At 69.1% G+C, this 22,848-nt stretch carries 23 protein-coding genes; 14 read left to right on the top strand and 9 right to left on the bottom strand.

Annotation, left to right across the window (positions count from 1 at the left end):
* Nucleotides 1-12 precede the first annotated feature (12 nt).
* Entirely contained in the window at nt 13-576 is a 564-nt protein-coding gene (locus tag F8566_RS01170) for a TetR-like C-terminal domain-containing protein (protein WP_192809448.1), read from the bottom strand.
* A gap of 51 nt (nt 577-627) precedes the next feature.
* Between F8566_RS01170 and F8566_RS01165 the strand changes: the two genes are divergently transcribed.
* Nucleotides 628-1,758: an FAD-dependent oxidoreductase gene (locus tag F8566_RS01165; protein WP_151557052.1), complete on the top strand. Its 1,131-nt coding sequence runs from the start codon at nt 628-630 to the stop codon at nt 1,756-1,758.
* Here the strand turns inward: F8566_RS01165 and F8566_RS01160 are convergent, their stop codons facing one another.
* Nucleotides 1,759-2,793, bottom strand: coding sequence for a hypothetical protein (locus F8566_RS01160; RefSeq protein WP_151557050.1), 1,035 nt, complete (start codon nt 2,791-2,793; stop codon nt 1,759-1,761). It lies immediately after the preceding gene.
* A 528-nt stretch (nt 2,794-3,321) separates the two neighbouring features.
* On the opposite strand from F8566_RS01160, the gene F8566_RS01155 reads away from it, so the two are divergent.
* The 8 genes from F8566_RS01155 (at nt 3,322) to F8566_RS01120 (ending at nt 12,125) form a co-directional block, all read left to right on the top strand.
* Nucleotides 3,322-4,743: an NAD(P)/FAD-dependent oxidoreductase gene (locus F8566_RS01155; RefSeq protein WP_151557048.1), complete on the top strand. Its 1,422-nt coding sequence runs from the start codon at nt 3,322-3,324 to the stop codon at nt 4,741-4,743.
* An 82-nt stretch (nt 4,744-4,825) separates the two neighbouring features.
* Nucleotides 4,826-6,814 carry a 3-deoxy-7-phosphoheptulonate synthase gene (locus tag F8566_RS01150; RefSeq protein WP_151557046.1) on the top strand — a complete coding sequence of 663 codons (1,989 nt, stop codon included), beginning with the start codon at nt 4,826-4,828 and terminating at the stop codon, nt 6,812-6,814.
* 335 nt (nt 6,815-7,149) lie between these two features.
* Entirely contained in the window at nt 7,150-8,586 is a 1,437-nt protein-coding gene (locus F8566_RS01145; RefSeq protein WP_225992747.1) for a sensor histidine kinase, read from the top strand.
* 3 nt (nt 8,587-8,589) lie between these two features.
* Nucleotides 8,590-9,015 (top strand): roadblock/LC7 domain-containing protein, encoded by a 426-nt coding sequence (locus F8566_RS01140; RefSeq protein ID WP_151557042.1) that lies wholly within the window; start codon nt 8,590-8,592, stop codon nt 9,013-9,015.
* Nucleotides 9,012-9,398: a DUF742 domain-containing protein gene (locus F8566_RS01135; RefSeq protein WP_151557040.1), complete on the top strand. Its 387-nt coding sequence runs from the start codon at nt 9,012-9,014 to the stop codon at nt 9,396-9,398. Before F8566_RS01140 ends, F8566_RS01135 begins: the two co-directional genes overlap by 4 nt.
* A 1-nt stretch (nt 9,399) precedes the next feature.
* Entirely contained in the window at nt 9,400-10,002 is a 603-nt protein-coding gene (locus tag F8566_RS01130; RefSeq protein ID WP_225992746.1) for a GTP-binding protein, read from the top strand.
* Between the two features lie 107 nt (nt 10,003-10,109).
* The gene (locus F8566_RS01125) at nt 10,110-11,468 is read left to right on the top strand and encodes a cytochrome P450 (RefSeq protein WP_225992745.1); all 1,359 of its coding nucleotides are present in this window, start codon (nt 10,110-10,112) and stop codon (nt 11,466-11,468) included.
* Nucleotides 11,469-11,474: 6 nt separating this feature from the next.
* Nucleotides 11,475-12,125 carry a GTP-binding protein gene (locus F8566_RS01120; RefSeq protein ID WP_151557034.1) on the top strand — a complete coding sequence of 217 codons (651 nt, stop codon included), beginning with the start codon at nt 11,475-11,477 and terminating at the stop codon, nt 12,123-12,125.
* Here F8566_RS01120 and frdD read toward each other — a convergent pair.
* The 6 genes from frdD to F8566_RS01090 all read right to left on the bottom strand — a co-directional run bounded on the left by frdD (nt 12,091) and on the right by F8566_RS01090 (nt 17,453).
* A complete protein-coding gene (gene frdD / locus F8566_RS01115) occupies nt 12,091-12,441 on the bottom strand; it encodes a fumarate reductase subunit FrdD (RefSeq protein WP_151557031.1) in 351 nt (116 codons plus the stop codon). The two genes, F8566_RS01120 and frdD, sit on opposite strands and share 35 nt — an antisense overlap.
* A gap of 7 nt (nt 12,442-12,448) precedes the next feature.
* On the bottom strand, nt 12,449-12,862 hold the full coding sequence (locus F8566_RS01110; protein ID WP_151557029.1) for a fumarate reductase subunit C: 414 nt from the start codon (nt 12,860-12,862) through the stop codon (nt 12,449-12,451).
* The gene (gene sdhB, locus F8566_RS01105) at nt 12,859-13,653 is read right to left on the bottom strand and encodes a succinate dehydrogenase iron-sulfur subunit (RefSeq protein ID WP_151557027.1); all 795 of its coding nucleotides are present in this window, start codon (nt 13,651-13,653) and stop codon (nt 12,859-12,861) included. The genes F8566_RS01110 and sdhB overlap by 4 nt, the downstream gene beginning before the upstream one ends.
* Before the next feature lie 4 nt (nt 13,654-13,657).
* On the bottom strand, nt 13,658-15,433 hold the full coding sequence (frdA, locus tag F8566_RS01100; protein ID WP_225992744.1) for a fumarate reductase (quinol) flavoprotein subunit: 1,776 nt from the start codon (nt 15,431-15,433) through the stop codon (nt 13,658-13,660).
* Nucleotides 15,434-15,450: 17 nt separating this feature from the next.
* Nucleotides 15,451-15,681 carry a hypothetical protein gene (locus tag F8566_RS01095; RefSeq protein ID WP_151557025.1) on the bottom strand — a complete coding sequence of 77 codons (231 nt, stop codon included), beginning with the start codon at nt 15,679-15,681 and terminating at the stop codon, nt 15,451-15,453.
* Nucleotides 15,682-15,842: 161 nt separating this feature from the next.
* Nucleotides 15,843-17,453 carry an SLC13 family permease gene (locus tag F8566_RS01090; protein WP_151557024.1) on the bottom strand — a complete coding sequence of 537 codons (1,611 nt, stop codon included), beginning with the start codon at nt 17,451-17,453 and terminating at the stop codon, nt 15,843-15,845.
* 146 nt (nt 17,454-17,599) lie between these two features.
* Between F8566_RS01090 and F8566_RS01085 the strand changes: the two genes are divergently transcribed.
* The 3 genes from F8566_RS01085 to F8566_RS01075 all read left to right on the top strand — a co-directional run bounded on the left by F8566_RS01085 (nt 17,600) and on the right by F8566_RS01075 (nt 20,704).
* Nucleotides 17,600-18,481, top strand: a complete 882-nt coding sequence (locus F8566_RS01085) for a LysR family transcriptional regulator (protein ID WP_151557022.1) — start codon at nt 17,600-17,602, stop codon at nt 18,479-18,481.
* Nucleotides 18,482-18,550: 69 nt separating this feature from the next.
* A complete protein-coding gene (locus tag F8566_RS01080; protein ID WP_151557020.1) occupies nt 18,551-19,609 on the top strand; it encodes a tartrate dehydrogenase in 1,059 nt (352 codons plus the stop codon).
* A 183-nt stretch (nt 19,610-19,792) separates the two neighbouring features.
* Complete coding sequence (locus F8566_RS01075) at nt 19,793-20,704, top strand: alpha/beta hydrolase (RefSeq protein WP_151557018.1); 912 nt, start codon at nt 19,793-19,795, stop codon at nt 20,702-20,704.
* 25 nt (nt 20,705-20,729) lie between these two features.
* Here F8566_RS01075 and F8566_RS01070 read toward each other — a convergent pair whose 3' ends face one another.
* Nucleotides 20,730-21,185 carry a MarR family winged helix-turn-helix transcriptional regulator gene (locus F8566_RS01070; RefSeq protein ID WP_151557016.1) on the bottom strand — a complete coding sequence of 152 codons (456 nt, stop codon included), beginning with the start codon at nt 21,183-21,185 and terminating at the stop codon, nt 20,730-20,732.
* A 98-nt stretch (nt 21,186-21,283) separates the two neighbouring features.
* Here F8566_RS01070 and F8566_RS01065 point away from each other — a divergent pair, with 98 nt between their 5' ends.
* Both F8566_RS01065 and F8566_RS01060 read left to right on the top strand, forming a co-directional pair.
* Nucleotides 21,284-21,589, top strand: a complete 306-nt coding sequence (locus F8566_RS01065) for an antibiotic biosynthesis monooxygenase family protein (protein WP_151557014.1) — start codon at nt 21,284-21,286, stop codon at nt 21,587-21,589.
* Nucleotides 21,590-21,591: 2 nt separating this feature from the next.
* Entirely contained in the window at nt 21,592-22,782 is a 1,191-nt protein-coding gene (locus F8566_RS01060) for a serine hydrolase domain-containing protein (RefSeq protein ID WP_151557012.1), read from the top strand.
* Nucleotides 22,783-22,848 lie beyond the last annotated feature (66 nt).

Raw genomic sequence — 22,848 nt, 5'->3', positions numbered from 1 at the left:
GATCGCGCGTGGTCATTGCGTGAAGCCGTGGATGAGGGCTTTGACCATCTGGGCCGGGTCAGGCATCGGCAGGCCGATGAGGACGCGGTAGACGACCAGGCCGACGACCATGTCCGACAGCAGCCACAGGTCGGCGTCGGGGGACAGTTCGCCCCTGGCGATCGCGCGGTCGTAGATCGCCCAGTCGCGCTTTCTCTTGTCGCGCATGCTGGTGCGGATCACTTCGGCGACGCCGGGGTCCCGGCCCGCCTCACCGAAGATCTCCCTGGTCATCTTGGTGAACTGGGGTGACTGCACGCCGGCGAGGGTCTGATTGACGATCACCGTCAGGTCGCCTTCGAGGGAACCGGTGTCGGGCGTCTCGGGCACCTGGGCGTCCAGAGCGAGGGCGAGCGCGTCGAGGAGCATGTCTCGCTTGGTGGCGTAGCGGCGGAAGACGCTGGCCCTGCTGACGCCGGCGGCGGCGGCCGCCTCGTCCATGGTGAACGACACTCCCTTGGTCACCAGCAGGCTCACCGCGGCCTCCTTGATGCGCGCATCGATCGAGGGATCGGGCTTGCGTCCGCGTGCCTTCATTGTGATACTCCAAGTATCAGAAACTGTGAGTCTCAAATTAGGGATGGAACCATGAGGGTACTCATCGTCGGCGGCGGCGTCGCGGGACTGGCCGCGGCGCGCGGGCTGACCGCGGCCGGTCATGACGTCGAGGTGTTCGAGGCGGCACCGGAACTGCGCACCGAAGGCGGCTCCGTCACGCTCTGGCCGGCGGCAAGCGGCATCCTGCGCCAGTTCGACGTCGACCTCGACGGCGCGGGCAGGCGCCTGGAGTCGCTGGAGACCTGGTCGGTGCGCGGACGCAAACTCGGCACGATCGATCTGAACGTGGTCGAGCGGCGATTCGGCGGCCTGCACGCCATGCACATCGCCAGGCGCGAGCTCGTCGAGCGCCTCGCCGAGGGTGTACCCGTCCATTACGGCCACCGGATCCAGGCGATCGACCCCGACCGGGCGGAGATCACCTTCACGGACGGGAGCACCGCGCGCGGCGACCTGCTCGTCGGCGCCGACGGCCGCAACTCGGTCGTCAGGCAGGCGCTGTGGGGTGAGAACCCGAGCAGGCCCAACGGATGGGTCACCTGGCAGGCGTTCACCACGCTGCCCACCGAGTTCACCGACACCGGCCGCTCCATGATGATCTCCAACGGACGCGCACTGGGCAGCGTGGCCCCGGCCGGGCACGGGAAGGCGCTGTGGTGGTTCGACCTGCGCGCCAAGCCGGGCAGCGCGTTCTGGGGCGACGCGCCCGACCTGATGGACCGGCTGCGTGAACGGTTCGGCCACTGGCCAGAACCGTTCCCCACGGTGCTCGGCCACGCCCAGACCGCACAGTTCTACCCGCATTACGGCCATCGTGTGCCGCCGATCTGGGGCCGGGGCCCGACCACGCTCATGGGCGACGCGGCCCACACGATGTCACCGGCGATGGCGATGGGCACCGGGCAGGCGCTGGAGGACGCCTGGGTGCTGAGCAGGTCCGCCGGCGACCTGCGCGGTTACGAGCGAGCGAGGACCAAGATCGTACGTAGGGTCGCCAAGATGACGGGCAGGGAGATTCCCAGCCGGCAAGGGCCGCTGGCAGGTCTCATGCCCGACGCGTTCTCCACCAGGTCCACCATCTCCTGGCTCCGCTCGGCCAGCGGCTACCTCCAGGAGGAAGGCCGGCTCCAGCGCCCCCTGGCGGTCCCTGTCGCCAAATGATCATCGCCCGGCGAGGGCGACGGCGCGGGCCAGAGTGCGTTCGGCCGCCTCTGGGGTCCGCCTGCCCAGGCCGCAAGCCGGTGACACGTCGACAGGGCGGCCGAGCATGGCCTCGACCGTGCGAAGCACCTGTTGCTGCTCGGTCAGCCCCTGCTCCTCGTGGGCCAGGCCGGCGACGAAGCGGACGTCTCGCGGCATCCGGGCGAGCCGCCTGAGGTCCCGGTAGAAGCGCGGTTCCAGGGTGGGTGGCTCGTCGCCGGCGGCCAGGGGCACGTGCACGTAGTCAAGGACGCGGCCTTCCGGCCAGGCCCGAAGCAACGCGTTGGTCAGGGCGACCAGCGGCGCAGTGGACTTCATGCGCTTCAGTGCCTTGTGGTTGAGGTCGCCGACGCACAGGTGGACGCCGAACCGGGTGCCGGGCGGCGCCGCGGCGGCCAGCCGGGTCATTCCGCGGGCGAGGAAGCGCGCCGCCAGCCCGCGCAGCGGTGCGGGTGCCGTGGTCACCATGACCAGTTCGACCGGGAACTCGAGTTGGAAGAGCACGTCGCCTCCGCCCCATCCGGCGATCTCATTGATCTCCCGGATGAGCGCTTCCCGGAACGGCCCGCGGCGGGTGAAGGCGCCGGCCGGCCCGAAGGTGAAGAGGGCGAGATCGAGGTCGCCCGGGATGCCGACCTGGAAGGACAGGCCGTCCAGCCCGTGCTGGGCGCGGATCTCCTTGAAGGCGGCGTAGCTCTCCTCGGCGTCCCTGACGTGGCCGAGGTCGAGGGAGCCGGCGGTGAGCCGGTGACCCTTCCTCATCTTGAAAACCGGCACATCGTCGTATCCCGACCAGTCGCCGTCCTTGCGCAGGACGACGTCGGGACGGTTTCTGAAAGCCTCGATGATGTGGACGACCCAGTTGCGCCGCTCGCCCACCTCGCCATCCGGGAGAGTCCGCAGGTGCTTGCCGGCCTGCTGGACGGCGGCGGTCATCGCGTCGCGCACGTTTTCGGCCGGGTAGCTGCCGACGAGATGGATGGAACGCTGATCCACGAGATCACCTCTTGAACCCGGGAGGCAGACGCCGAAGGGTCGCAAGGTTAAACGCTCGTGCGTGCACGGTAAATGGCCAATTTGGTCAATGCTTGCTGATCTCCGCGTTCTTGTCCTGAGCCCCTATGTCTCCCTTCCTGTCGACGACATCGGTGGCCACTCGTGTCCCGATGATTCTTCAAGGCCACAAGCCGCTTTTCGGACCACCTAAAAGAAGAGACGCTCCACTGACATCAGTGGGTGTTCGCCTGGTGCAGTTGCAGGACGTCGATGATCCCGAAGCCGTTTTTCCTCGATTACGGTCCGCACACATCTACTCACTGACCAGGCACATCAACCTCATTGAGTTATGCATATTTATCACTAAAAAGTGTATTGGGCCCGTGTGTGGCCGCAAGCATTGTGGGCGAGGTGGAAGGAGTTGTCGAATCGGCCTGGATGATCGTTAAATGTCCAAAGGATCAGGTGTTTCATATTTGATTCAGGATACCAAGGCGAGGACCGTTCCAAATCCACAGGAGGTCAGCTGTGAACGACACCATCCAGATCCTGGTCATCGGCGGAGGGCCGGCCGGCTCCACCGCCGCCGCACTGCTCGCCAAGGCCGGACTGCAGGTGCTCCTGCTGGAAAGAGACAATTTCCCGCGATACCACATCGGCGAATCCCTGCTCGCATCGTGCCTGCCGACATTGCGGTTGTCGGGCGCCTTCGACAAGGTCCGTGACCACGGATTCCAGATCAAACGCGGCGGGGTCTTCCATTGGCAGAAGGACAAGTGGCATCTGGATTGGAGCAAGCTCGTCGACGCTGACGCCTGGTCGTGGCAGGTCGACCGGGCGTCCTACGACGAGATCCTGCTGCGGAACGCCGCCGAGCAGGGAGCGGAGGTCATCGAGGGCGCCACGGTCAAGAGCGTCGACTTCGACGGCGACCGTCCGGTCGCCGCGCATTGGGTGAGTCAGAAGGACGGGTCGGTCCACCGCACGGAGTTCGACTTCCTCGTTGACGCGTCCGGCCGTGCCGGGGTGCTGTCACGTCAGCACTTCGACATGCGCAGCCCGCACGACGTGTTCCAGAACGTGGCGACATGGGGGTACTGGGAGGGTGCGAGGCCGCTGCCGGGCGGACCGGAGGGGGCCATCAACGTGGTCTCGGCCCCCGAGGGCTGGTTCTGGCACATTCCGCTGACCGGAGGCCGGTTCAGCGTCGGGTACGTCACGTACAAGCGCTGCTTCGCCCAGGAGCGACCCTCGTTCACCTCGCTGGAGGCCTACTACCGCGACGCGCTCGAGCGGTCGGAGGACATGTGCTGGGTCCTGAACGGCGCCGCCCTCGAGAGCGAGGTGCGGGCCGAACAGGACTACTCGTACGTGTCCGAGCGGTTCTGCGGACCCGGGCACATCATGATCGGCGACGCGGTCTGCTTCCTCGATCCGCTGCTGTCCACCGGCGTCCACCTCGCCCAGTACGGGGCACTGGTCGGGTCCGCCGCCGTCGCCACGGCGCTGCGCGGAGAAATGGCGGAGCCGCAGGCGCTGACGTTCTTCGACTACGTCTACCGGCGCGCGTACTCGCGATTCCTGGTGCTGGTGTCCCGGATGTACCAGCAGTACATCGGAATGGACGAGTACTTCTCCCACGCCCACGACCTGGTGCACGAGGACAGCCGTGCGGGCGACGCCGCGATCCAGTCGTTCACCCGCATCACGACCGGGCTCACCGACGTGCGCGAAGCGCAGGAGACCGGTCGGCGCGCCCTGACCGACACCCTCGTCAAGGAGGCCGAGGAAGTCCAGGACCCCACGGCCAAGTCCAGCGTCAACTACATGGGCGGCCTGGACATGTCGCCCGTCTGGAACATCTGGCGCGACCCTCTCGGTCCTGACACCGCCATGGGCGACGTCCACATCGTCACCCGGCCCCGGCTGGGCCTGGCGCGACGCGCCTGAACCGGCCCGAGCCTCCGTGACCGGCGCGTCACGGAGGCTCGGCCGTCGCCCTCCCATCCGCGACCAGCGACCAGGAATCGACATGGTGCTCCACACGGGCCGGGACGTGGCCTGCTTCACCGATCCGGGTACCCGGATGTTGCTGGCCGGCGGGGGCCTCACCACGCCGGTGCTGGAGGCGCTGCTGGGGACCAGGCTCCAGGTCCGGGTCCTCCGCCAGGACCTCGTCCCGGTCACGGACGTCCCCGGCGAGGTGGCCGCGCTGCTCGGGCTGGGCGGCGGCGGCGAGGCCCTCGTCCGCCGCTCGTGCCTGGTCGATCCGGAGCTGTCACCGGTGTCGCTGAACCAGGTGATCGCGGCCACCTCGGCGGCCGGCGGCCGGCTCTATGACGACATCACGAGCCTGGACACGCCCATCGGCTACAGCCTCATCGGCCGGCACCTACCGCAGCGCCGCGAGATCCTGCACGTCGGCCGCTCGACGTGGTGGCACGGCGGGGTGGCCCGACCGTGCGCGGTCAAGGCCTACGTCATGCTGATCGATGACGAACCCTGGTGCTATATCCGCGAGTGCTACAACCCGCGCCACGTTCCGAGCGCGGTGACGACCGTGCCGGTGCCGCCCGCGCGCGAGTGGATCGACACCGGGGCGGATGCCCGGCGCAGGCCTGAACGCAACGGCTCCGCAGCAAGTGCCGGCCCCGCGCCCGTCCCGACGGACACCGGGCGGGTCGCGGCCCACCAGCCGCCCTGGCCCGATCACGCGCAGGTGGAGGCGAGCCTCGGGCGGCTCCGTGAACTCCCGCCGCTCGTCAGCCCGGACGAATGCCGCACGCTCACCACCGAACTCGCCCGCACGGTGACGGGTGACGCGTTCGTCCTGCAGCTGGGCGACTGCGCCGAGACGTTCGCCGGATGCACGCCCGGCCGCATCCAGGCCCGCCAGGCACTGCTCACCGTCGGAGCGGCCATCCTGGGCTTCGGCACCGGCCGGCCGGTGGTGGCCCTGGGGCGGATCGCCGGGCAGTACGCCAAACCGCGTTCGCGCCCCACCGAGCCGGACGCCGGTGCTTCGTCAGGTGCCGAGATCCTGTCGGCCTACTTCCATGCCTCGGCCACACTCAACTACCTGCGCGCTCACCCCAACCCGTCAAGCCGCGCGATCGAGGAGATCACCGAGACCTCGGTCAGGGCGCTGCGCCAGAACGGTGGCCTGCCCGCACGCCCGTCCGGCGAGTACGAGCCCGGGACGGCCACCGATCTCATCGGCGAGATCGGTCACCTGCTCGCCGCCGCCCTGGAGGCCCCACCGCGATCGCGGTGCCTGCACACCCTGGTCCCATCGATCTACACCTCGCATGAGGCGCTGATCCTGCCGTACGAAGAGGCGCTCACCCGCCGCACCGCCGCGGGCGACTGGTGGGACTCCTCGGCCCACCTGCTGTGGCTCGGTCACCGGACCCGCGACGTCCGGCAGGCGCATGTCGCATTCGCCGCCCGGATCCGCAACCCGATCGCGGTCAAACTGGGCCCTTCGGCCTGTCCGGAGGAGGTCGCGGCGCTGTGCTCGATGCTCAACCCGCACAAGATCCCAGGCAGGCTCACCCTCATCACCCGGCTGGGTGCCGCGCGGGTCGGTGAGTTGCTCCCTCCCCTCGTCCAGGCCGCGGCGACGGTGCCCGTCACCTGGGTGTGCGATCCGATGCACGGCAATACGCGGACCACCGAGGAAGGGCGGAAGTTCCGCCGTCTTGAGGACATCACCGAAGAGATCAGGGCGTTCTTCCGCGTGCACCGCGACCTTGGCACCGTCGCCGGAGGAGTCCATCTGGAGGCCGCAGGCGAGGACGTGACCGAATGCACCGGTGGATGGCGGCGGATCAGCGAGAACGGGCTGGGCGCCAACTACCAGACCCTTTGCGACCCTCGCCTCAATCCCGCTCAGACCCTGGAATGCTTGATCGTGGTTCTGCACGAACTGCGTGAACAGGCAATGGCCCGAAAAGATGACGGAGAAGGCAGGGCCCTGCGGATCAATACGAATGGCTGGCCGACGCCGAACGATCATTGATGCGGTGGCTTCCTGCGCCTGACCACGCCTGAGGCGGACGCACGACACGGGGAACGATGCGATCTCCAGACCGCCATTTTTGGGTGCAACTCCGCCAAAATGCCACATTGTCGACGTGGCGTGAATCGGTTGCGCGGCATGGGCGGCGCGAATACTGTCGGCCTTCTCGCGTCGATGTCGTGAAAAATGTGACACCGACGTGAGGTGATCAACTGAGCGTCCCACGCCCCCTTTTCTTCCGGTCAAGGGGGCGCTATTCCTCTCCACGTTCAATTGAGGATGTGCCAATGGCCCGATCCGGTTCATCGCCGGGAAGCCGGACTTCCCCTGCGCCCATGTGGTTGTCCCTTCTGCTCGTGTCCCTGGTCGTCGCCGTCGTGTTCGCGGCGTGGCTGGTGTCCGACGACGCACAGGTGGCCGTGTTGGGAAGCGGCGTGGTGGCAGCCGCGGTGGCCCTCTGGGCGGAGGTGCGCAGAGATCGCGCGATCTCCGGAATGGAGCGAGAGCACGCCACCGAGATGGCCGACCTGCGGCGCCGGCTGGCCCTCCAGGAGGCGGCGACCTTCCGTCTCGCCAGAGAGCTGCTGCCCGCGGCGGTGGAACGTCTCCGGCAGGGCGCGCTGGCGGAGGAGGCGCTGGGAGAGCTGCTCTCCTCTCCCGGCCTCGATCTGGAGCTGAGGGAGGCCCACCACGCCGTGCTGAGATCGGTGCTCGACGTGGTGGACGCCCAGGAGGGCTTCCACGACTCCGCACAGCGGGCGTTCGTGAACATCGCCCGCCGGGTGCAGGCCATCGTCCACCAGCAGGCTCAGGATCTGCGCGAGATGGAGGACAAGCATGGCGACGATCCCGAGGTCTTCGGCGACCTTCTCCATCTGGACCACGGAACCGCGCTGATCGGGCGGCTCGCGGACAGCATCGCCGTCCTCGGCGGAGCGCGGCCCGGCCGCCAGTGGCGCCAGGACGTCCCCCTGTTCAACGTGCTCCGTGGCGCGATGTCGCGCATCGCCGACTACGACCGTGTCGACCTGCATTCGGTCGCCGAGTTCGCCGTCGTCGGGCCGACCGTGGAGCCGCTGATCCACGCGCTCGCCGAGCTGCTCGACAACGCCACGCGCTACTCCCCGCCGCAGGCCCGGGTCCACCTGACCGCGGTCGAGGTCCAGACCGGTGTGGCCGTGGAGATCGAGGACGCGGGGATCGGCCTGACCGAGGAGGCCCGCGTCCGCGCCGAGGCTGCGCTCGCGCAGTCGTCGGGGGGACTCGACCTGGACGACCTCGGCGAGGCGCCGCGGCTCGGACTGGCCGTCGTCGGCCGGTTGTCCCGGGCCAACGGCTTCACGGTGGCGCTGCGCCCCTCCGCCTACGGGGGCGTGCGCGCGGTGCTGACCGTGCCGAAGGACCAGGTCACCGTGAGCCCCGTCCCCGGTGGCCACATCGCCCGCGCCGCCTCGCTACCGCCGCCCAAGCCGAGGCCCTCGGTGCACGCGGGGCCGACAAGGGCGGCGAACGACGAGGCGGCGGGCGCGATCCGGCGCCGGGTGAACGGACTGCCCCAACGCCAGCGCCACCGCGGTGCCCCCTTGCCCGGTGCGGTCCGGACCACCGATCCGGTCTCCGCCCCGGCGGCCCCCCGAGCCGAGGAGCCCGCGGAAGCGCCCGTGCAACCCGGGATCTGGCTGGCCGAGTTCCACGAGGGAATCTCCGGAACATCCTCCACGGAAGACGCCGGCCGTCCGACGGGCGAAGCGTCTCCAGGTAAGGACGAGTAGCCGATGGCACCACACCACATGAACATGGATTGGATCCTCAAGGACCTGGCGACCAGCGTTCCCCAGACGCGACACGTCGTGGTGCTGTCGTCGGACGGGCTCAGCATCGCCGAGTTCAGCCCCGTCACGGGAGCGGGCGGCGGTTCGGAGACCGGAGATCGGCTGGCGGCGGCGTGCGCGGGGCTGCAGAGTCTCGCGGCGGCGATCGGCACGGAGTTCCCGCACGGTGAGGGCCGGATGCGGCTCGTGGTGGTCGAGGTCGACGGTGGCTTCTTCTACCTGATGGCGGCGGGGCAGGGCGCCTACCTCGCGGTGCTCGCCGACGAAGGGGTGGACGCCGGGCTGATGGGGCAGCGGATGCGCGACCTGGTGGCCCGCATCGGCGAACACCTCAGCAGCGCACCACGTTCGAGCGGGCCGGTCGCATGAGCGACGGAGACTCCAGCGATAAGGACCGAGGAGCCCCCCGCAGGTGGGCGGAGGGAGGTCCGGAGCGGCTCTATGTGGTCACGGGGGGCCGCAACCGTCCGGCCGAACGCGTCGCCCTCGACCTCGTGGCGCTGATCGTGGCTCGTGGCGCACCTGGACCGGGCGCGCATCCAGAGCAGGCGGCCATTCTCCGGATGTGCACCAACCCGCTCTCGGTCGCCGAGATCTCCGCTTACCTGTCCCTGCCCGCAAGCATGGTCAGCGTGCTGGTCGGTGACCTGATCGACGGCGGGCAGGTGGAGGTCCGGGCGCCCGCGTCGGCGGCGGCCCTCCCCCAGGCCGCAGTATTGGAGGCGGTGATCGATGGGCTTTCCAGGATCTGACATGAGGACGGGGCCGCCGGAGGAGGACACGCTGTCCGCCTCGACCATGGCGGCGGTCAAGGTGGTGATCGTCGGAGGTTTCGGGGTCGGCAAGACCACCCTGGTCGGATCGGTGAGCGAGATCCGGCCCCTGACCACCGAGGAGACCATGACGCAGGCCAGCGTCGGGGTGGACGAGCTCGCCGGGGTGGAGAGCAAGACCGAGACCACGGTGGCCATGGACTTCGGCCGGATCAGCCTCAATGAGGAGCTGGTGCTCTACCTGTTCGGCACGCCCGGGCAGGAGCGCTTCTGGTTCCTGTGGAAGGGGCTCTTCGAAGGCGCGCTGGGGGCGGTGGTCCTCATCGACACCCGGCGGCTCGAAGTCAGCTTCGACGTGCTCGGCCGGCTCGAGGAGCGCGGAGTCCCGTTCATCGTGGCGGTCAACACCTTCCCCGAGGCGCCGAAGTACCCGCTGGAGGAGATCCGGGCGGCCCTCGACTTGCCCGAACCCGTGCCCATCGTCGAGTGCGACGCCCGCGACCGCGCCGACTGCCGCGACACCCTCCTCATCCTGATGCGCTACCTCTACTCCCTCACCGTTGCGACGACCCGGGAACGATGACAGTGACACCTCCCCCCACCGGCCCCTCCGCGGAGCCGCATGCGAGCAGTGCCGTCTCCCCGCCACCGCAGTGTCCGGCACACGCGGGTCACGGCGGGGGCGGCCTGGTGAACCTGTTCGCTCCCGAGGTCGTGGCGGACCCGCAGACCTTCTACGAGCGGCTCCGCACCGAGCACGGACCGGTCGCGCCCGTCCTGGTGGCCGGAGACCTCCCCGCCTGGCTCGTCCTCGGCTACCGGGAGAACCTGGAGGTCGCCCGCACGTCCACGCGCTTCACCCGTGATTCGCGCGTCTGGAACCTGGCACTGCAGGGCAAGGTTCCTGCCGACTCGCCATTGCTGCCGATGACCGAGTGGAAGCCGATGGTGCGATTCGCCGAGGGCGAGGCGCACCGCAGGCTGCGGTCGGCCATCAACGACAGCCTGGCAGGCCTGAACCGCCGCGGCGTCCGCCGTTACGTCACCCGGTTCGCCAACGAGCTGATCGACGGGTTCTGCACCGAGGGGCGGGCAGACCTGGTCGCCCAGTTCGCCCAGCATCTGCCCATGCACGTCATGGCCAAGCTCCTCGGAATCCCCGACCATGCCGCTCCGTCCCTGGTCAGGGCCACCCAAGACCTCATGACCGGGGCGAAGACGGCGGTCGCGAGCAACGAGCACATCGTCACCACACTGCGCCAGGTCGTCGCGCAGAAGCGGGCCGTTCCCGGGAACGACATCGCCTCCCGGCTGATCGGCCATCCCGCCGAGCTCAGCGACATGGAGGTCGCACAGAACCTGCGGGTCGCCCTCGTGATCGGAAACGAGACCACCGTCGGCCTGGTCGCGAGCACGCTGCGGATGGTGCACACCGACCCTCGCTGCAGGGCCTCCCTCGCAGGCGGTCACATGACGCTGCCCGACGCCGTCGAACAGATCCTCTGGGACGAACCGCCCTTCCGCACCATGGTCGGACGCTGGGCCGTCGCCGACACCGAACTCGGCGGGCAGAAGATCAAGGCGGGCGACCTGATGCTCCTCGCCCTCGCCGCCGGCAACGTCGACCCCGCCATCCGACCCGACCTCACCGCGTCCCTCCTGGGCAACCGCTCTCACCTCGCCTTCGGTGGCGGCGCGCACGAATGCCCCGGCCAGGACATCAGCCGGGCCATCGCGGAGACGGGGATCGACACTCTGCTCGGACGCCTCCCCGACATCAGCCTGGCCGTACCGGAGGACGAGCTGACATGGAACAGAGCCTGGCTGACCCGCCACCTCGCCTCACTCCCCGTCACGTTCACCCCCAAGCGCCCCACCGAGCCCGCCCAGCCGTTCAGCGTGGCCGGGGCTTCCGAGGCCGGGCAAGATCTCGGTCAGGGGCGGGACGCGACTCAAAGGCGGGACACGGTCCCCTGGCCCGACGGGGCGGCGTCACCCGCGCCCCGATGGCCGTCGTTGCGCCGGCGCTTCGCGCACTGGCTCCGGTGACGCCCGATGGATCCCCAGCCCCCCGAGCCCGCTCCGGACGCGGCAGCGCCACTGGTCATCAAGATCCTCATAGCCGGTGGCTTCGGCGTCGGCAAGACCACGCTGGTCGGCGCCGTCAGCGACATCCAGCCGCTGCGCACCGAGGCGCGGCTCTCCGACCGCAGCCTCGGCGTCGACGACACCTCTGGGGTGGACCAGAAGTCGACCACCACGGTCGCCATGGACTTCGGACGCATCACCCTCCACGACGGCCTGGTGCTCTATCTGTTCGGCACCCCCGGCCAGGAGCGATTCTGGTTCATGTGGGACGAACTGGCGTCCGGCGCGCTGGGCGGCGTCGTCCTGGTCGACACGCGGCGGCTCGAAGAGTGCTTCCCCGCCATCGACTACTTCGAGCGGCGGCGGCTCCCGTTCATCGTCGCCGTCAACGGCTTCGACGGTGCGGCCGCACATGACGCCGAGAAGATCCGCGTGGCCCTCGACATCGCCCCCGACATCCCGATCGTGCAATGCGACGTCCGTGAGCGATCATCGGGCAAGCATGTGCTCGTGACCCTCGTCGAGCACGTGCTGACCCTCACGACCAAACCCCGCCGGGCGACAGGGCGTTCAGCGGTACTGGCTACAGGGCGATCAGGAGGATGTAGCCCGCCATGACGGAACCGGCGACGGCACCGCCGTAGCAGAGGACGTTGATCACCTGGTTGAGGTGCTTGAGCTGGAGCCCCTCATAGAGGGTGTAGCGGAACCGATGCGCCCAGTGGAAAAGCGCCAGAACGAAGACGGCGAGCAGGACGAGGCGTGTCAACGGGTTGCGCAGGACGGCCAGGAGGTGTGTGCGGTCCGGAGAGGCCCAGTCGAGCGGGATCAGCACGCCGAACACGAGCAGGAGGACGGGGAGCGCCAGCGCCGCGGCCATTCCGCCCGCGCTGAACGTCAGCCAGAGGATCGGTTCGATCTGCCGCTTGGCCATCGCGTCGTCACCCCAGAATCAGCCAGGCCACGCCGGCCGATACCAGCGCCCAGGCCAGGTAGTGAGCGCCCTGGATCCAGATGCCGGGCAGGGGCCTTCCGCGCATCCGCGCGACGATGGCCTTGGGCGCCAGGTTGAACCAGGTGACGGTGTGGAAGAGCAGGAGGGCAAGGGCGACGACGTTCAGCAGGACGACCCACCAGGTGCCGCTCCAGTCCAGGAACCGCTGGTACGCCGCGTCGTCCTCGGCGACCGCGTTGATCAGCAGGAGCAGGTACACGACGGTCCACGCGACGAAGACGCTGGTCAGCTCGCGGACGACGAAGACCAGGTAGGACCGGCGGCGCAGCCACCAGAACACCGGGAACCGGGTCCGGTGCCACCGCGGATGGAACTCGGTGTACTGGACTCGTTCGGTCATCGCGCCCTCCTCGGCAGGACGAACGCCTTCAGCGACTCCATGGCGGCCGTGAGCTTGTAGCGCTGGATGGCTCCCGCCGGGTCGACGCCCTTGGGGCAGGCGGTGGTGCACTCCCCCACGAAGGTGCAGTCCCAGACCCCGGCGGCGGACGACAGCACGTCGAACCGTTCGGCGGCGCCCTGGTCGCGCGAGTCGAGGTTGTAGCGCTGGGCGATGGCGATGGCGGCCGGGCCGAGGAAGTCCTCCTCAAGTCCGACCACGGGGCAGGCCGAGTAACAGAGCATGCAGTTGATGCACATGCTGTACCGGTGGTATTCGTCCATTTCCGCGGGGGTCTGCGGGAACTCGCGCTCCGCCGTGCCGATCTCCGCCGTGCCGATCTCCGCCGCCTCGGCCTCCGCCGTGCCGGTCTCGGCCGTGTCGGTCCGGATGAGCCAGGGTTTGACCTTGGGCAGCTTGCGCATGAAGTCGCCGATCTCGACGACCAGGTCGCGGATCACCGGGAAGTTGCGCAGCGGCTCGACGCGCACCGGGCCTGGGGCGTAGTCGGTGAGGAACGCGGCACAGCCGAGGTGCGGGTCGCCGTTGACCGTCATCCCGCAACTGCCGCAGATCCCCATCCGGCAGGACCAGCGGAACGAGAGCGTTCCGTCGATGTGGTCCTTGACGTGGTTCAGGCCGTCGAGCACCGACCACGCCTTCCGGAGCGGGATCTCGTACTCCTGCGTCACGGGCTCGGCGTCGTTCTCCGGCCGATAACGCGACACCTGCAGCGTGATGCGTTCCGCCATGGCGCTACCTCCCGTAGACGCGCTCCCCGGGCGGCCAGCGGGTGACGGTGACGGGGAGGTACTCGACCCGCATGCTTCCGTCGGCGTTCCGGTGAATGAGTGAGTTGGCAAGGAACCGTTGGTCGTCGCGCGCCGGGAAATCGGTGCGCTGGTGCGCGCCGCGCGACTCCTCGCGCCGCAGCGCGCAGTGGACGATGCTCTCCGCCACGTCGAGCATGCACGACAGTTCGAGCAGGGCGACGAACTCGGTGTTGAACGTGCGGCTGTGGTCGTCGATCCGGGCGCGCGCGTAGCGTTCCTGCAGCTCGTGCAGCTTGTCGGCGGCCTTGGCCAGCGAGTCCGCCGAACGATAGATGCCGGCGCCCTCCTCCAGGGTCTGCTGCATCTCCGCGCGGATCGTCGAGATCGGCTCCCGGCCCTCGTCCCGTCGCTGCAGCTCGTGCTCCAGCCGCCGGATCTCGTCCCGCGCCTGCGCGGCCGTCGCGTGCCCGGCCGCCGCGTCGTCATGATCGGGAGCCTCGGCGGCGTACTCCGCCGCGGCCCGTCCCGCCCGCGCTCCGAACACCAGGCACTCGGGCAGCGAGTTCGAGCCCAGGCGGTTGGCCCCGTTGATACTGACGCAGGCAGCCTCGCCCGCCGAGTAAAGGCCCGCCACCGGCGTCGCGCCGACGATGTCGGTGTGGATGCCGCCCATCATGTAGTGCACGACCGGCCGCACCGGGATCAGCTCCCGGACCGGGTCGATGTGCTCGTAGCTGAGGCAGAGCTCCCGGACGAACGGAAGCTTGGCGTTGATGACGTCCTCGCCGAGGTGCCGCAGGTCCAGGTGGACGATGGGCCCGTACGGGCTGTCGACCGTCCTGCCCTTCTCCGCCTCCTTGACGAAGGCCTGGGACAGCCGGTCACGAGGCCCGAGCTCCATGCTGCGCAGCACCGGCCTGGAGTCCGGCTTGCCGAGGTCATAGTCCTGCAGGTAGCGGTAGCCGTCCTTGTTGAGCAGCAGGCCGCCCTCCGCCCGCGCCGCCTCGGTGATCAGGATCCCGGTGAACGGCAGGCCCGTCGGGTGGTACTGGACGAACTCCATGTCCTTGAGCGGCGCCCCCGCACGGAACGCCAGCGCCATGCCGTCACCGGTCTTGATGTTGGCGTTCGTGGTGAACGGGAAGACCCGCCCGCACCCGCCGGCGCAGATCACGACCGTCTTCGCGGTGATCGTCTCGATCCGTCCCGACATCAGCTCGATGGCCACGACCCCGCGCACCCGGCCGTCGTCGACCAGGAGCCTGGTCACGAACCACTCGTCGTACCGGACGATGCGCTCGTACCTCAGCGAGGTCTGGAAGAGGGTGTGCAGCAGGTGGAATCCCGTCTTGTCGGCGGCGAACCACGTGCGCATCTTCTTCATCCCGCCGAAGGCCCGCACGGCGACGCGGCCGTCCGGCTCGCGGCTCCAGGGGCACCCCCAGTGCTCCAGCCGGAGCAGTTCCTCGGGGGCCTCCCGCACGAACGCCTCGACCGCCTCCTGATCGCAGAGCCAGTCACTGCCCGAGACGGTGTCGTACGCGTGCTCATCGAGACTGTCGTCCGCCGCGATCACGCCCGCCGCGCCGCCCTCGGCGGAGACCGTGTGGCTCCGCATCGGGTACACCTTCGAGATGATCGCCACGCGCACGTCCGGGTCGGCCTCCACGGCCGCGATGGCGGCGCGCAGCCCCGCCCCGCCCCCGCCCAGAACGAGCACGTCACAGGTGGAAGTCACGAGACGACTCGTGGACGTCATGAGACGGCTCCCGGCGCTCAGGCCCCGTGGTCCGGGCCGGGCTCGCTGACACGTTTCCCGTCGTGCCGGACCGTCCTGACGTCGACACTGCCGTCGTGATACTCATGCCTGATCAGGCGGCATCCGCAGGCGAAGAACTCGTCCCGGATGACCAGGCCCTCCTCGTCCCTGTCGACGTAGTGCTCGCCGTCGACCGTCCTGCCGCAGGGGGCCTTCTCGCTGGTGAAATGGGTCTTCGTACCGACCATCGCGCACTCCCGTCGGACAACATGATCCGCGTCGCGCTCGTCCCCTCGCTCTCAGCGTCCCACCGTCACGCCGCCCTGGAAAGGCCCGTCATGTCTGATCACCCGTTGTTGCCACCGAATTGACCCCGGCCGAAAACAGCCCGGCTCCACATCTCCGCGGTTCAGGAACCTATTCCGGTCAGGGCGACCATGAGCGGGAGGCCGAGGATGATCAAGATCGCGCCGAGGATGTCGAAGACGAAGCCGGTGCGGACCATGGTGGTGATCGGGACGACCCCGGAGCCGTAGGCGATGGCGTTCTGGGGCGTGGAGACCGGCAGCATGAAGCCGAAGGAGGCGGCGAAGGTGGCCGCCAGGGCGGGGACGAAGGGGTCGACGCCGGCGGCCACGGCGATGGGGATGATGATGGGGACGACCACGGCGGCCGAGGCGGTGTTGCTGGTGGTCTCCGAGATCACGATGGCGAGCACGGCGGCGAAGGCCGTGATGGCGAACAGGCTTCCCAGGCCGAGGGCGTCGGAGGCCTCGCTGCCGATGGTCTTGGCCAGACCCGTGTCCTCCAGGAGGGCGCCGAAGATGATGCCGGTGCCGAACAGCAGGATCGTTCCCCAGTCGATGCGTGCGGCGTCGCTCCAGTTCAGGGTCGCCTCGCGGCGGCCCCAGTTGGTGGGGAGCAGGAAGAGCAGGGAGGCGCCGAGCACGGCGACGATGCCCTCGTTCAGCCGGCCGCTGATCGTGTCGTAGATCGAGGCGTCGGTGCCGGCGATGAGCGCGACGATGCCCGGGAGGATCCACAGGGAGACGGTGACGCCGAACGCGATCAGGGTGTTGATCTCGGCGCGGGACAGCGAGCCCAGTGCGGCGCGTTCCGCCCGTACGTACTCTTCGACGCCCTCGATGCGGCGGATCTCGGGCTTGTTGAGCAAGAGCAGGACGGCCGCCAGGACGACGAACATCACGGCGCACAGGGGCAGGGCGGTGGCGGTCCACTGGGCGAACGAGATCTTCTCGCCGGTGGCCTTCTCGATCAGCCCGCGACCGATGAGGTTGGGCGGGCTGCCGACCGGGGTGAGCAGGCCGCCGACACTGGCGCCGTAGGCGAGCATCAGGACGAGGGCGGCGCCGACGCGCAGCCGTGCCGGATCGAAGTCCTCGGCGACGAGGCCGCGGTCCTGGAGCATCTTGGCGATGACCGTGAGCATGCCGAGCGCGGTCGGCAGCAACATCGCGACCGTGGCGGTGTTGGACACGAACGCCGACAACAGGCACGTGACCAGGCCGAAGGCGATGATCAGCCGGAAGGTGGAGCGGCCGACGCCGGGCAGCGACAGCATGAAGAAGGCGAACCGCCGGGCGACGCCGTGCTTGAGCATCGCCTGGGCGAGGATGAACGCCCCGATGAACGTGAAGATCGTGGTGGAGCCGAACGGTTCGAGCGCGTCCGCCGCCGGGACCACCCCGAAGAGCACGATCGCGGAGACGCCGATGAGGCCGCCGACCGGGATCGGCACGGGCTCGGTGACCCACAGGACGATCACGCCGAGGAGGATCCCGGCGAGCGTCTGCTGCGTGGGCGCCATGTCGAGCGGCAGGGCGAGGAAGACGGCCGCGACCAGGGGCGCCAACCACAGGCCGGTGGTCCTGCGTCCCCGTTCGAATCGTTCCTCTTGTGGGGAAAGCCGCTGCTCGCCGAGGCTGCGGTAGGTCGCGTGCGACAGCAGGGCCTTTTCCACGTCTGTTCTGGTGCGCGGCACGGTCTCGTCGGAAGTCATCGGCCCCTCCTCGACGCGTAGGCTCAGGCGTTCACTTCTGTAATGTCCGTCACACGCAGGCTTCATGTCATCCCCCGCGCCGAGACGACTTCTCTACTTGGGTGAAAGGCTCTGCCTATAGGTCGGGACGCGCAGAAGGGCCGCCGATGGACGTCCGCCAGCTGGAGTACTTTCTTGCCGTCGTCGACCACGGGGGCTTCAACCGGGCGGCCTCCGCGCTGTACATCGCGCAGCCGTCCCTGTCACAGGCGATTCGCCTGCTGGAAAAGGACCTCGGCAGCCCGCTGTTCCACCGCATCGGGCGGCGCGTCGTGCTGACGGAGGCCGGGAAGTCGCTGATCGGTCCCGCCAGGCAGGCCGTCCGCAGCCTCGAGGTGGCCAGGGAGAGCGTGACCACCGCGCTGGGAAGGCGCACCGGCCGCCTCACCATCGCCTCGATGCCCTCACCGGCGGTCGAGCCTCTCAGCAGCATGATCCATGGCTTCACCCGCGAGCATCCCGGCGTTCAGGTGATCCTGCGCGAGGCCCCGGTACCGCAGGCCGTCATCGACCTCACCCGCAACGGGGTCACCGAGCTGGGCCTGTTGTCGGCGTGGAGCCCGCCCGCGACCGCGGACGTCGACCTCCATCCCGTCGAGGAGCAGCGGCTCGTCCTGGTCTCGGCACCGGAAGGACCGTTCGCCCCCGGGCCTGCGGTGCCGCGCGAACGGCTCGCCGGGCAGCGGGTGATCGCCGGAGAACGGGGCACGGCCATGCGCCGGCTCGTCGATGAGATCCAGGCATCGGGCATCGATCTGTCCATCGCGGTGGAGACCGAACACCGGGCGGCGATCCTGCCTCTCGTTCTCAAGGGGGTGGGGGTCGGCATACTCGCCGAGGCCTGGCGCCCCCTGGCCCTGCGCGCGGGTGCGGTGGTGCTCGATCTCGACCCGCCCGCGTCTCTCCACCTGTCCTTGGTGAGCCGGAAGGGATGGTTGAGCCCGACCGCCAGGGACTTCCTCACCATGGCCCTGAGAGCCCACCAGTAGGCGTTGCCTATAAGGCGGATCGACAACGTGTCTTGGACGTGCTCAGACGTTGTTGCTCCAATCGGCCCTATGACGAAGACACATCGGATCGCCCTCATCCCCGGTGACGGCATCGGCACCGAGGTCGTTCCAGCCGCGCGCAAGGTGCTGGACGTGGTCAGCGAACGGCACGGCATCGAACTCACGTACACCGAGTTCGACTGGTCGTGCGAGCGCTATCTGCGCGAGGGCGCGATGATGCCGGACGACGGGATGGAGCGGCTGCGCGAGCACGACGCCATCCTGCTCGGGGCAGTCGGATACCCGGGTGTTCCGGACCACGTCTCCCTGTGGGGCTTGCTGATCCCCATCCGCAGAAGCTTCCGCCAGTACGTGAACCTGCGCCCCATCCGCGTCTTCGAGGGCGTGCCCAGCCCGCTGCGCACCGCGGCGGCCGGCGAGGTCGACTTCGTGATCGTCCGGGAGAACGTCGAGGGCGAGTACAGCCAGGTCGGCGGCCGGCTGTACCAGGGCTTCCCCGAGGAGGTGGCGATCCAGGAGGCGATCTTCACCCGTGCCGGCGTGACGCGCATCCTGGACTATGCCTTCGATCTCGCCGCACGACGTGGCGGCCGTCTCACCTCGGCCACCAAGTCGAACGGCATCGTTCACACGATGCCGTTCTGGGACGAACTGGTCGCCGAACGCGCCATCCACCATCCCGGCGTCACCTGGGACCAGGAACACATCGACGCCCTGGCCGCGAAGTTCGTCCTCCAGCCCGGACGCTTCGACGTGGTCGTCGGCTCCAACCTCTTCGGCGACATCCTCAGTGACCTGGCGGCGGCGATCGCGGGCAGCATCGGCATCGCCCCCTCGGCCAATCTCAATCCCGAACGCGAATTCCCCTCGATGTTCGAGCCCGTCCACGGATCGGCCCCCGACATCGCCGGCCGCGGCATCGCCAACCCCCTCGGGACCGTCTGGTCCGCCGCCCTGATGCTCGACCACCTCGGTCATCCCCGTGCCGCCTCGGATATCACCGACGCCATCGCCACCGTGCTCGCCAAGGGCGCCACCATCACCCCGGATCTGGGCGGCTCCGCCACCACGGACGAACTCACCGAGGCCCTCATCCAAGCCCTCTGAATCCCCCGCGTTCCCGAATCCGGCCTCCGCGTGATCATGTGCTCCCGCACAGTGGATCAACAGCGACGGGGCCAGGGACAGGTAGGTGAACGGGTTGATTCCCCCTATCCCCCCATGGAGGTGTGAAGCGACCCTGGTCAGCGGCTCTATCAGCGAGCCTGCAGGCTAGGACAGGAGAAGACGATGGCCATCGACCCGTCGGCGCAGGCCGTGCTCGACATGCTTCAGCAGCCTGGCGTTCCCCCGCTCAACGAACTGCCGGTGCCCGACGCCCGCGAGGCGTACGCAGGACTGTCCGCCCTGGCGGGCGAGCCGGCACCGGTGGCCCGGACCCAGGACGCGGTGGCCAACGAGGTTCCGGTCAAGCTGTACTGGCCGGAAGGCGACGGCCCGCATCCGGTCATGATCTGGATCCACGGCGGCGGGTGGGTGCTGGGCAGCGCCGCCGCATCCGACGCGACGGCCCGTGACCTGTGCCGTCACGCCGGTTGCCTGGTGGTCAACGTCGATTACCGGCTGGCACCCGAACATCCCTTCCCGGCCGCCGTGGAGGACGTCATCGCCGTTGCCAAGTGGGTGTCCACCGAGATCGAGGCTCTGGGCGGCGACCCCACCCGGATGGCGGTCGGCGGAGATTCGGCCGGAGGCACCCTCAGCGCCGTGCTCGCCCAGGAACTGCCGGGGGCCTTCGCGCTGCAGATCCTGGTGTATCCGGCGACCGACCTGGCCCAGCCGCATCCCTCGATCGAGGAGAACGGTGAGGGGCTGCTGTTGACCAAGGCAGCGATGACGTGGTTCACGGACCAGTACCTCAGCGGTGGCGCCGATCCCCGCGATCCGCGCATCTCGCCGCTGTACGCCGACGCCGCCACTATGGCCGCCGCCCCTCCCGCGCTGGTGTTCACGGCCGAGTACGACCCGCTGCGCGACGAAGGGGAGGCGTACGCCGAACGGCTTCGCGAAGCCGGTGTCGCGGTCGAGTACGTGCGCTACGACGGCCAGATCCACGGGTTCTTCGCCATGCCGGCCGTCATCCCCGCCGCCAAGGACGCCATGGAACGCGCCGCCTCGGCCCTGAGGCGAGCCTGGGCCTGACCCACCCCGGGTGGGGCCGGCGGCCTCAGTCGCGCCCGGCGCGTTGGCTTTCGACGATCTGGCGGAAGAGCCGCTTGAACTCGGTGTAGGCGTCGGGGCCCACGGCACGCGCGTGACGCTGTTCGATCTCGGCCAGGATGGCGTCGGATCGGGTCATCTGGTCCAGGCCGCGCACGGTGGGGACGATGAGCTTGGCCCTGCGGTCGCCGGGGTCGGGGCGGCGTTCGACGTAGCCGAGAGCCTCCAGTTCGTCGATCAACTTGCCGACGACCTGCTTGTGCTGGCCGGAGCGGCGAGCCAGGTCGGTGGCGCGGCTGCCCTCGGCGTCCAGGTAGGCCATGACCGCGCCGTGCTGCGGCCGCAGGTTCGTATGTCCCTGCCGGGCGAGCGTGTCGAAGAGCTCGGCCTGGATGGCGAACAGCAGCCGGCTGGTCAGGACCCCCAGGTCGGGATCGGTCCGCTTGCGTTCACTGCGTCGCATGGCTCTCCATCAGGTCACCCCATATGACTGTCACCTATGTTGACTATATCTGGAGGTGACTATATCGTCGCCGCCAGAACGTGATCAAGGAGATGACGATGACGACCTTCGTGGAGCTGACTCGCTTCAAGGTGGCGCCGGACCAGGTCGAGGCGCTGCTGGCGGCCCGACCGGCCATGGTGGCGGACTTCCGTGCCGACCGGGAGGGGTTCGTGGACGCCCGCCTTGTGCGGCTGCCGGATGAGGAGTGGCTGGACATCGTTGAGTGGCGTTCGGCCGAGGACTTCGCCGCGTCCCGCGCCAAGGGCGCCAACCTGCCCGGGATCGCCGCGTTCTTCGCAGCGATCGCCGAGGTGGTCGCCGACGAGCAGGGCACGCTGACGGACCCGGAGGGAAACCAGTGAGGATGCCGACCGAGACGACGTTGGCCGAGACGGGCGTTCAGGGCACGGTCGCGGAAGGTTACGAAGAGGTGAGGGAGGAGTTCGCCGCCGCCCTCGCCGAGAGCAATGTGCTGGACGCGCAGTTGGCCGCATACGCGCATGGGCGGCAGGTGATGGACTTGTGGGCCGGGGAGGACGTGGCAGGCGAGTCGTTGTTCGGCCTGTACTCGTCGGCCAAGGGCGCGGCACACCTGGTGGTGGCGCTGCTGGTGCAGGACGGCGTGCTCGAACTCGACCGCCCGGTCGCCCACTTCTGGCCGGAGTTCGCCGCCGAGGGCAAGGGCGAGCTGACACTCCGGGACCTGCTCGCCCACAAGGCCGGCCTGATCGGGGTAGATGGCGGATTCACCGCCGAGGAACTGGCCGATGACCGGCGGATCGCCGAAAGACTCGCGAACCAGCGACCGTTCTGGCGACCCGGAACCGCCTACGGGTACCACGCCTTCGTGATCGGCGCGCTCACCGGCGAGGTGGTGCGCCGCGTCACCGGCCGCTCGATCCAGCAGCTGTACGACGAGCGGATCAGGGCGCCGTACGGGCTGGACTTCTACCTCGGCCTCCCCGAGTCGCTCGAACCGCGCTACCTGGACGTCCAGCCGATGCAGAGCCGGGTCGACGGGCCGGACCCGCACAGCCTGACCGGGATCGCCTTCAACCTCAACGCGACCCCTCCCACCGACCTGGTGGAGTTCGCCAATACCCGGGCGGTGCGGGCATCGGGCCCGGCGTCCTCGGGCGGTGTGGGCAACGCGCGCGGCCTCGCCAAGATGTACGCGGCAGCCATCAGCCAGGTGGACGGCCGAGACCCGTTGCTCCGCCCCGCCACCCTCACCGAATTCACCACCATCCACTCGAACGGCGTCGATCTTGTCACCGGGGAACACGACCACTTCACCCTCGGCTTCGAGGCACAGGGTGTGCGCTACCCGTTCCTGGGACCGGGCGCCTTCGGCCACAGCGGCGCGGTGGGCGCGCAGTCGTTCGCCGACCCCGGCACCGGCGTCGCCTACAGCTACACACGCCGCCGCTTCACCCCCGGAGCAGGGGGCGGAGCGCCCGAAAACCACCGGCTGGCCGCCGCCGTCCTGCGCGCCGCCCGTCACCTGACAAACCGCCACGCCGAGCGCACTTCAGAGCCGAACTGTGGGAGTTGATTGATTCCGGCCTGGCGCCTCAGCGCGCCTGTCTCCGGTCCGCCCGAGTTCCACGGTCGCTGGGCC

This window comes from Actinomadura rudentiformis, assembly GCF_008923185.1.
In the GTDB taxonomy this organism is placed as follows: domain Bacteria; phylum Actinomycetota; class Actinomycetes; order Streptosporangiales; family Streptosporangiaceae; genus Spirillospora; species Spirillospora rudentiformis.
This window is presented reverse-complemented; position numbering and strand designations above follow the sequence as displayed.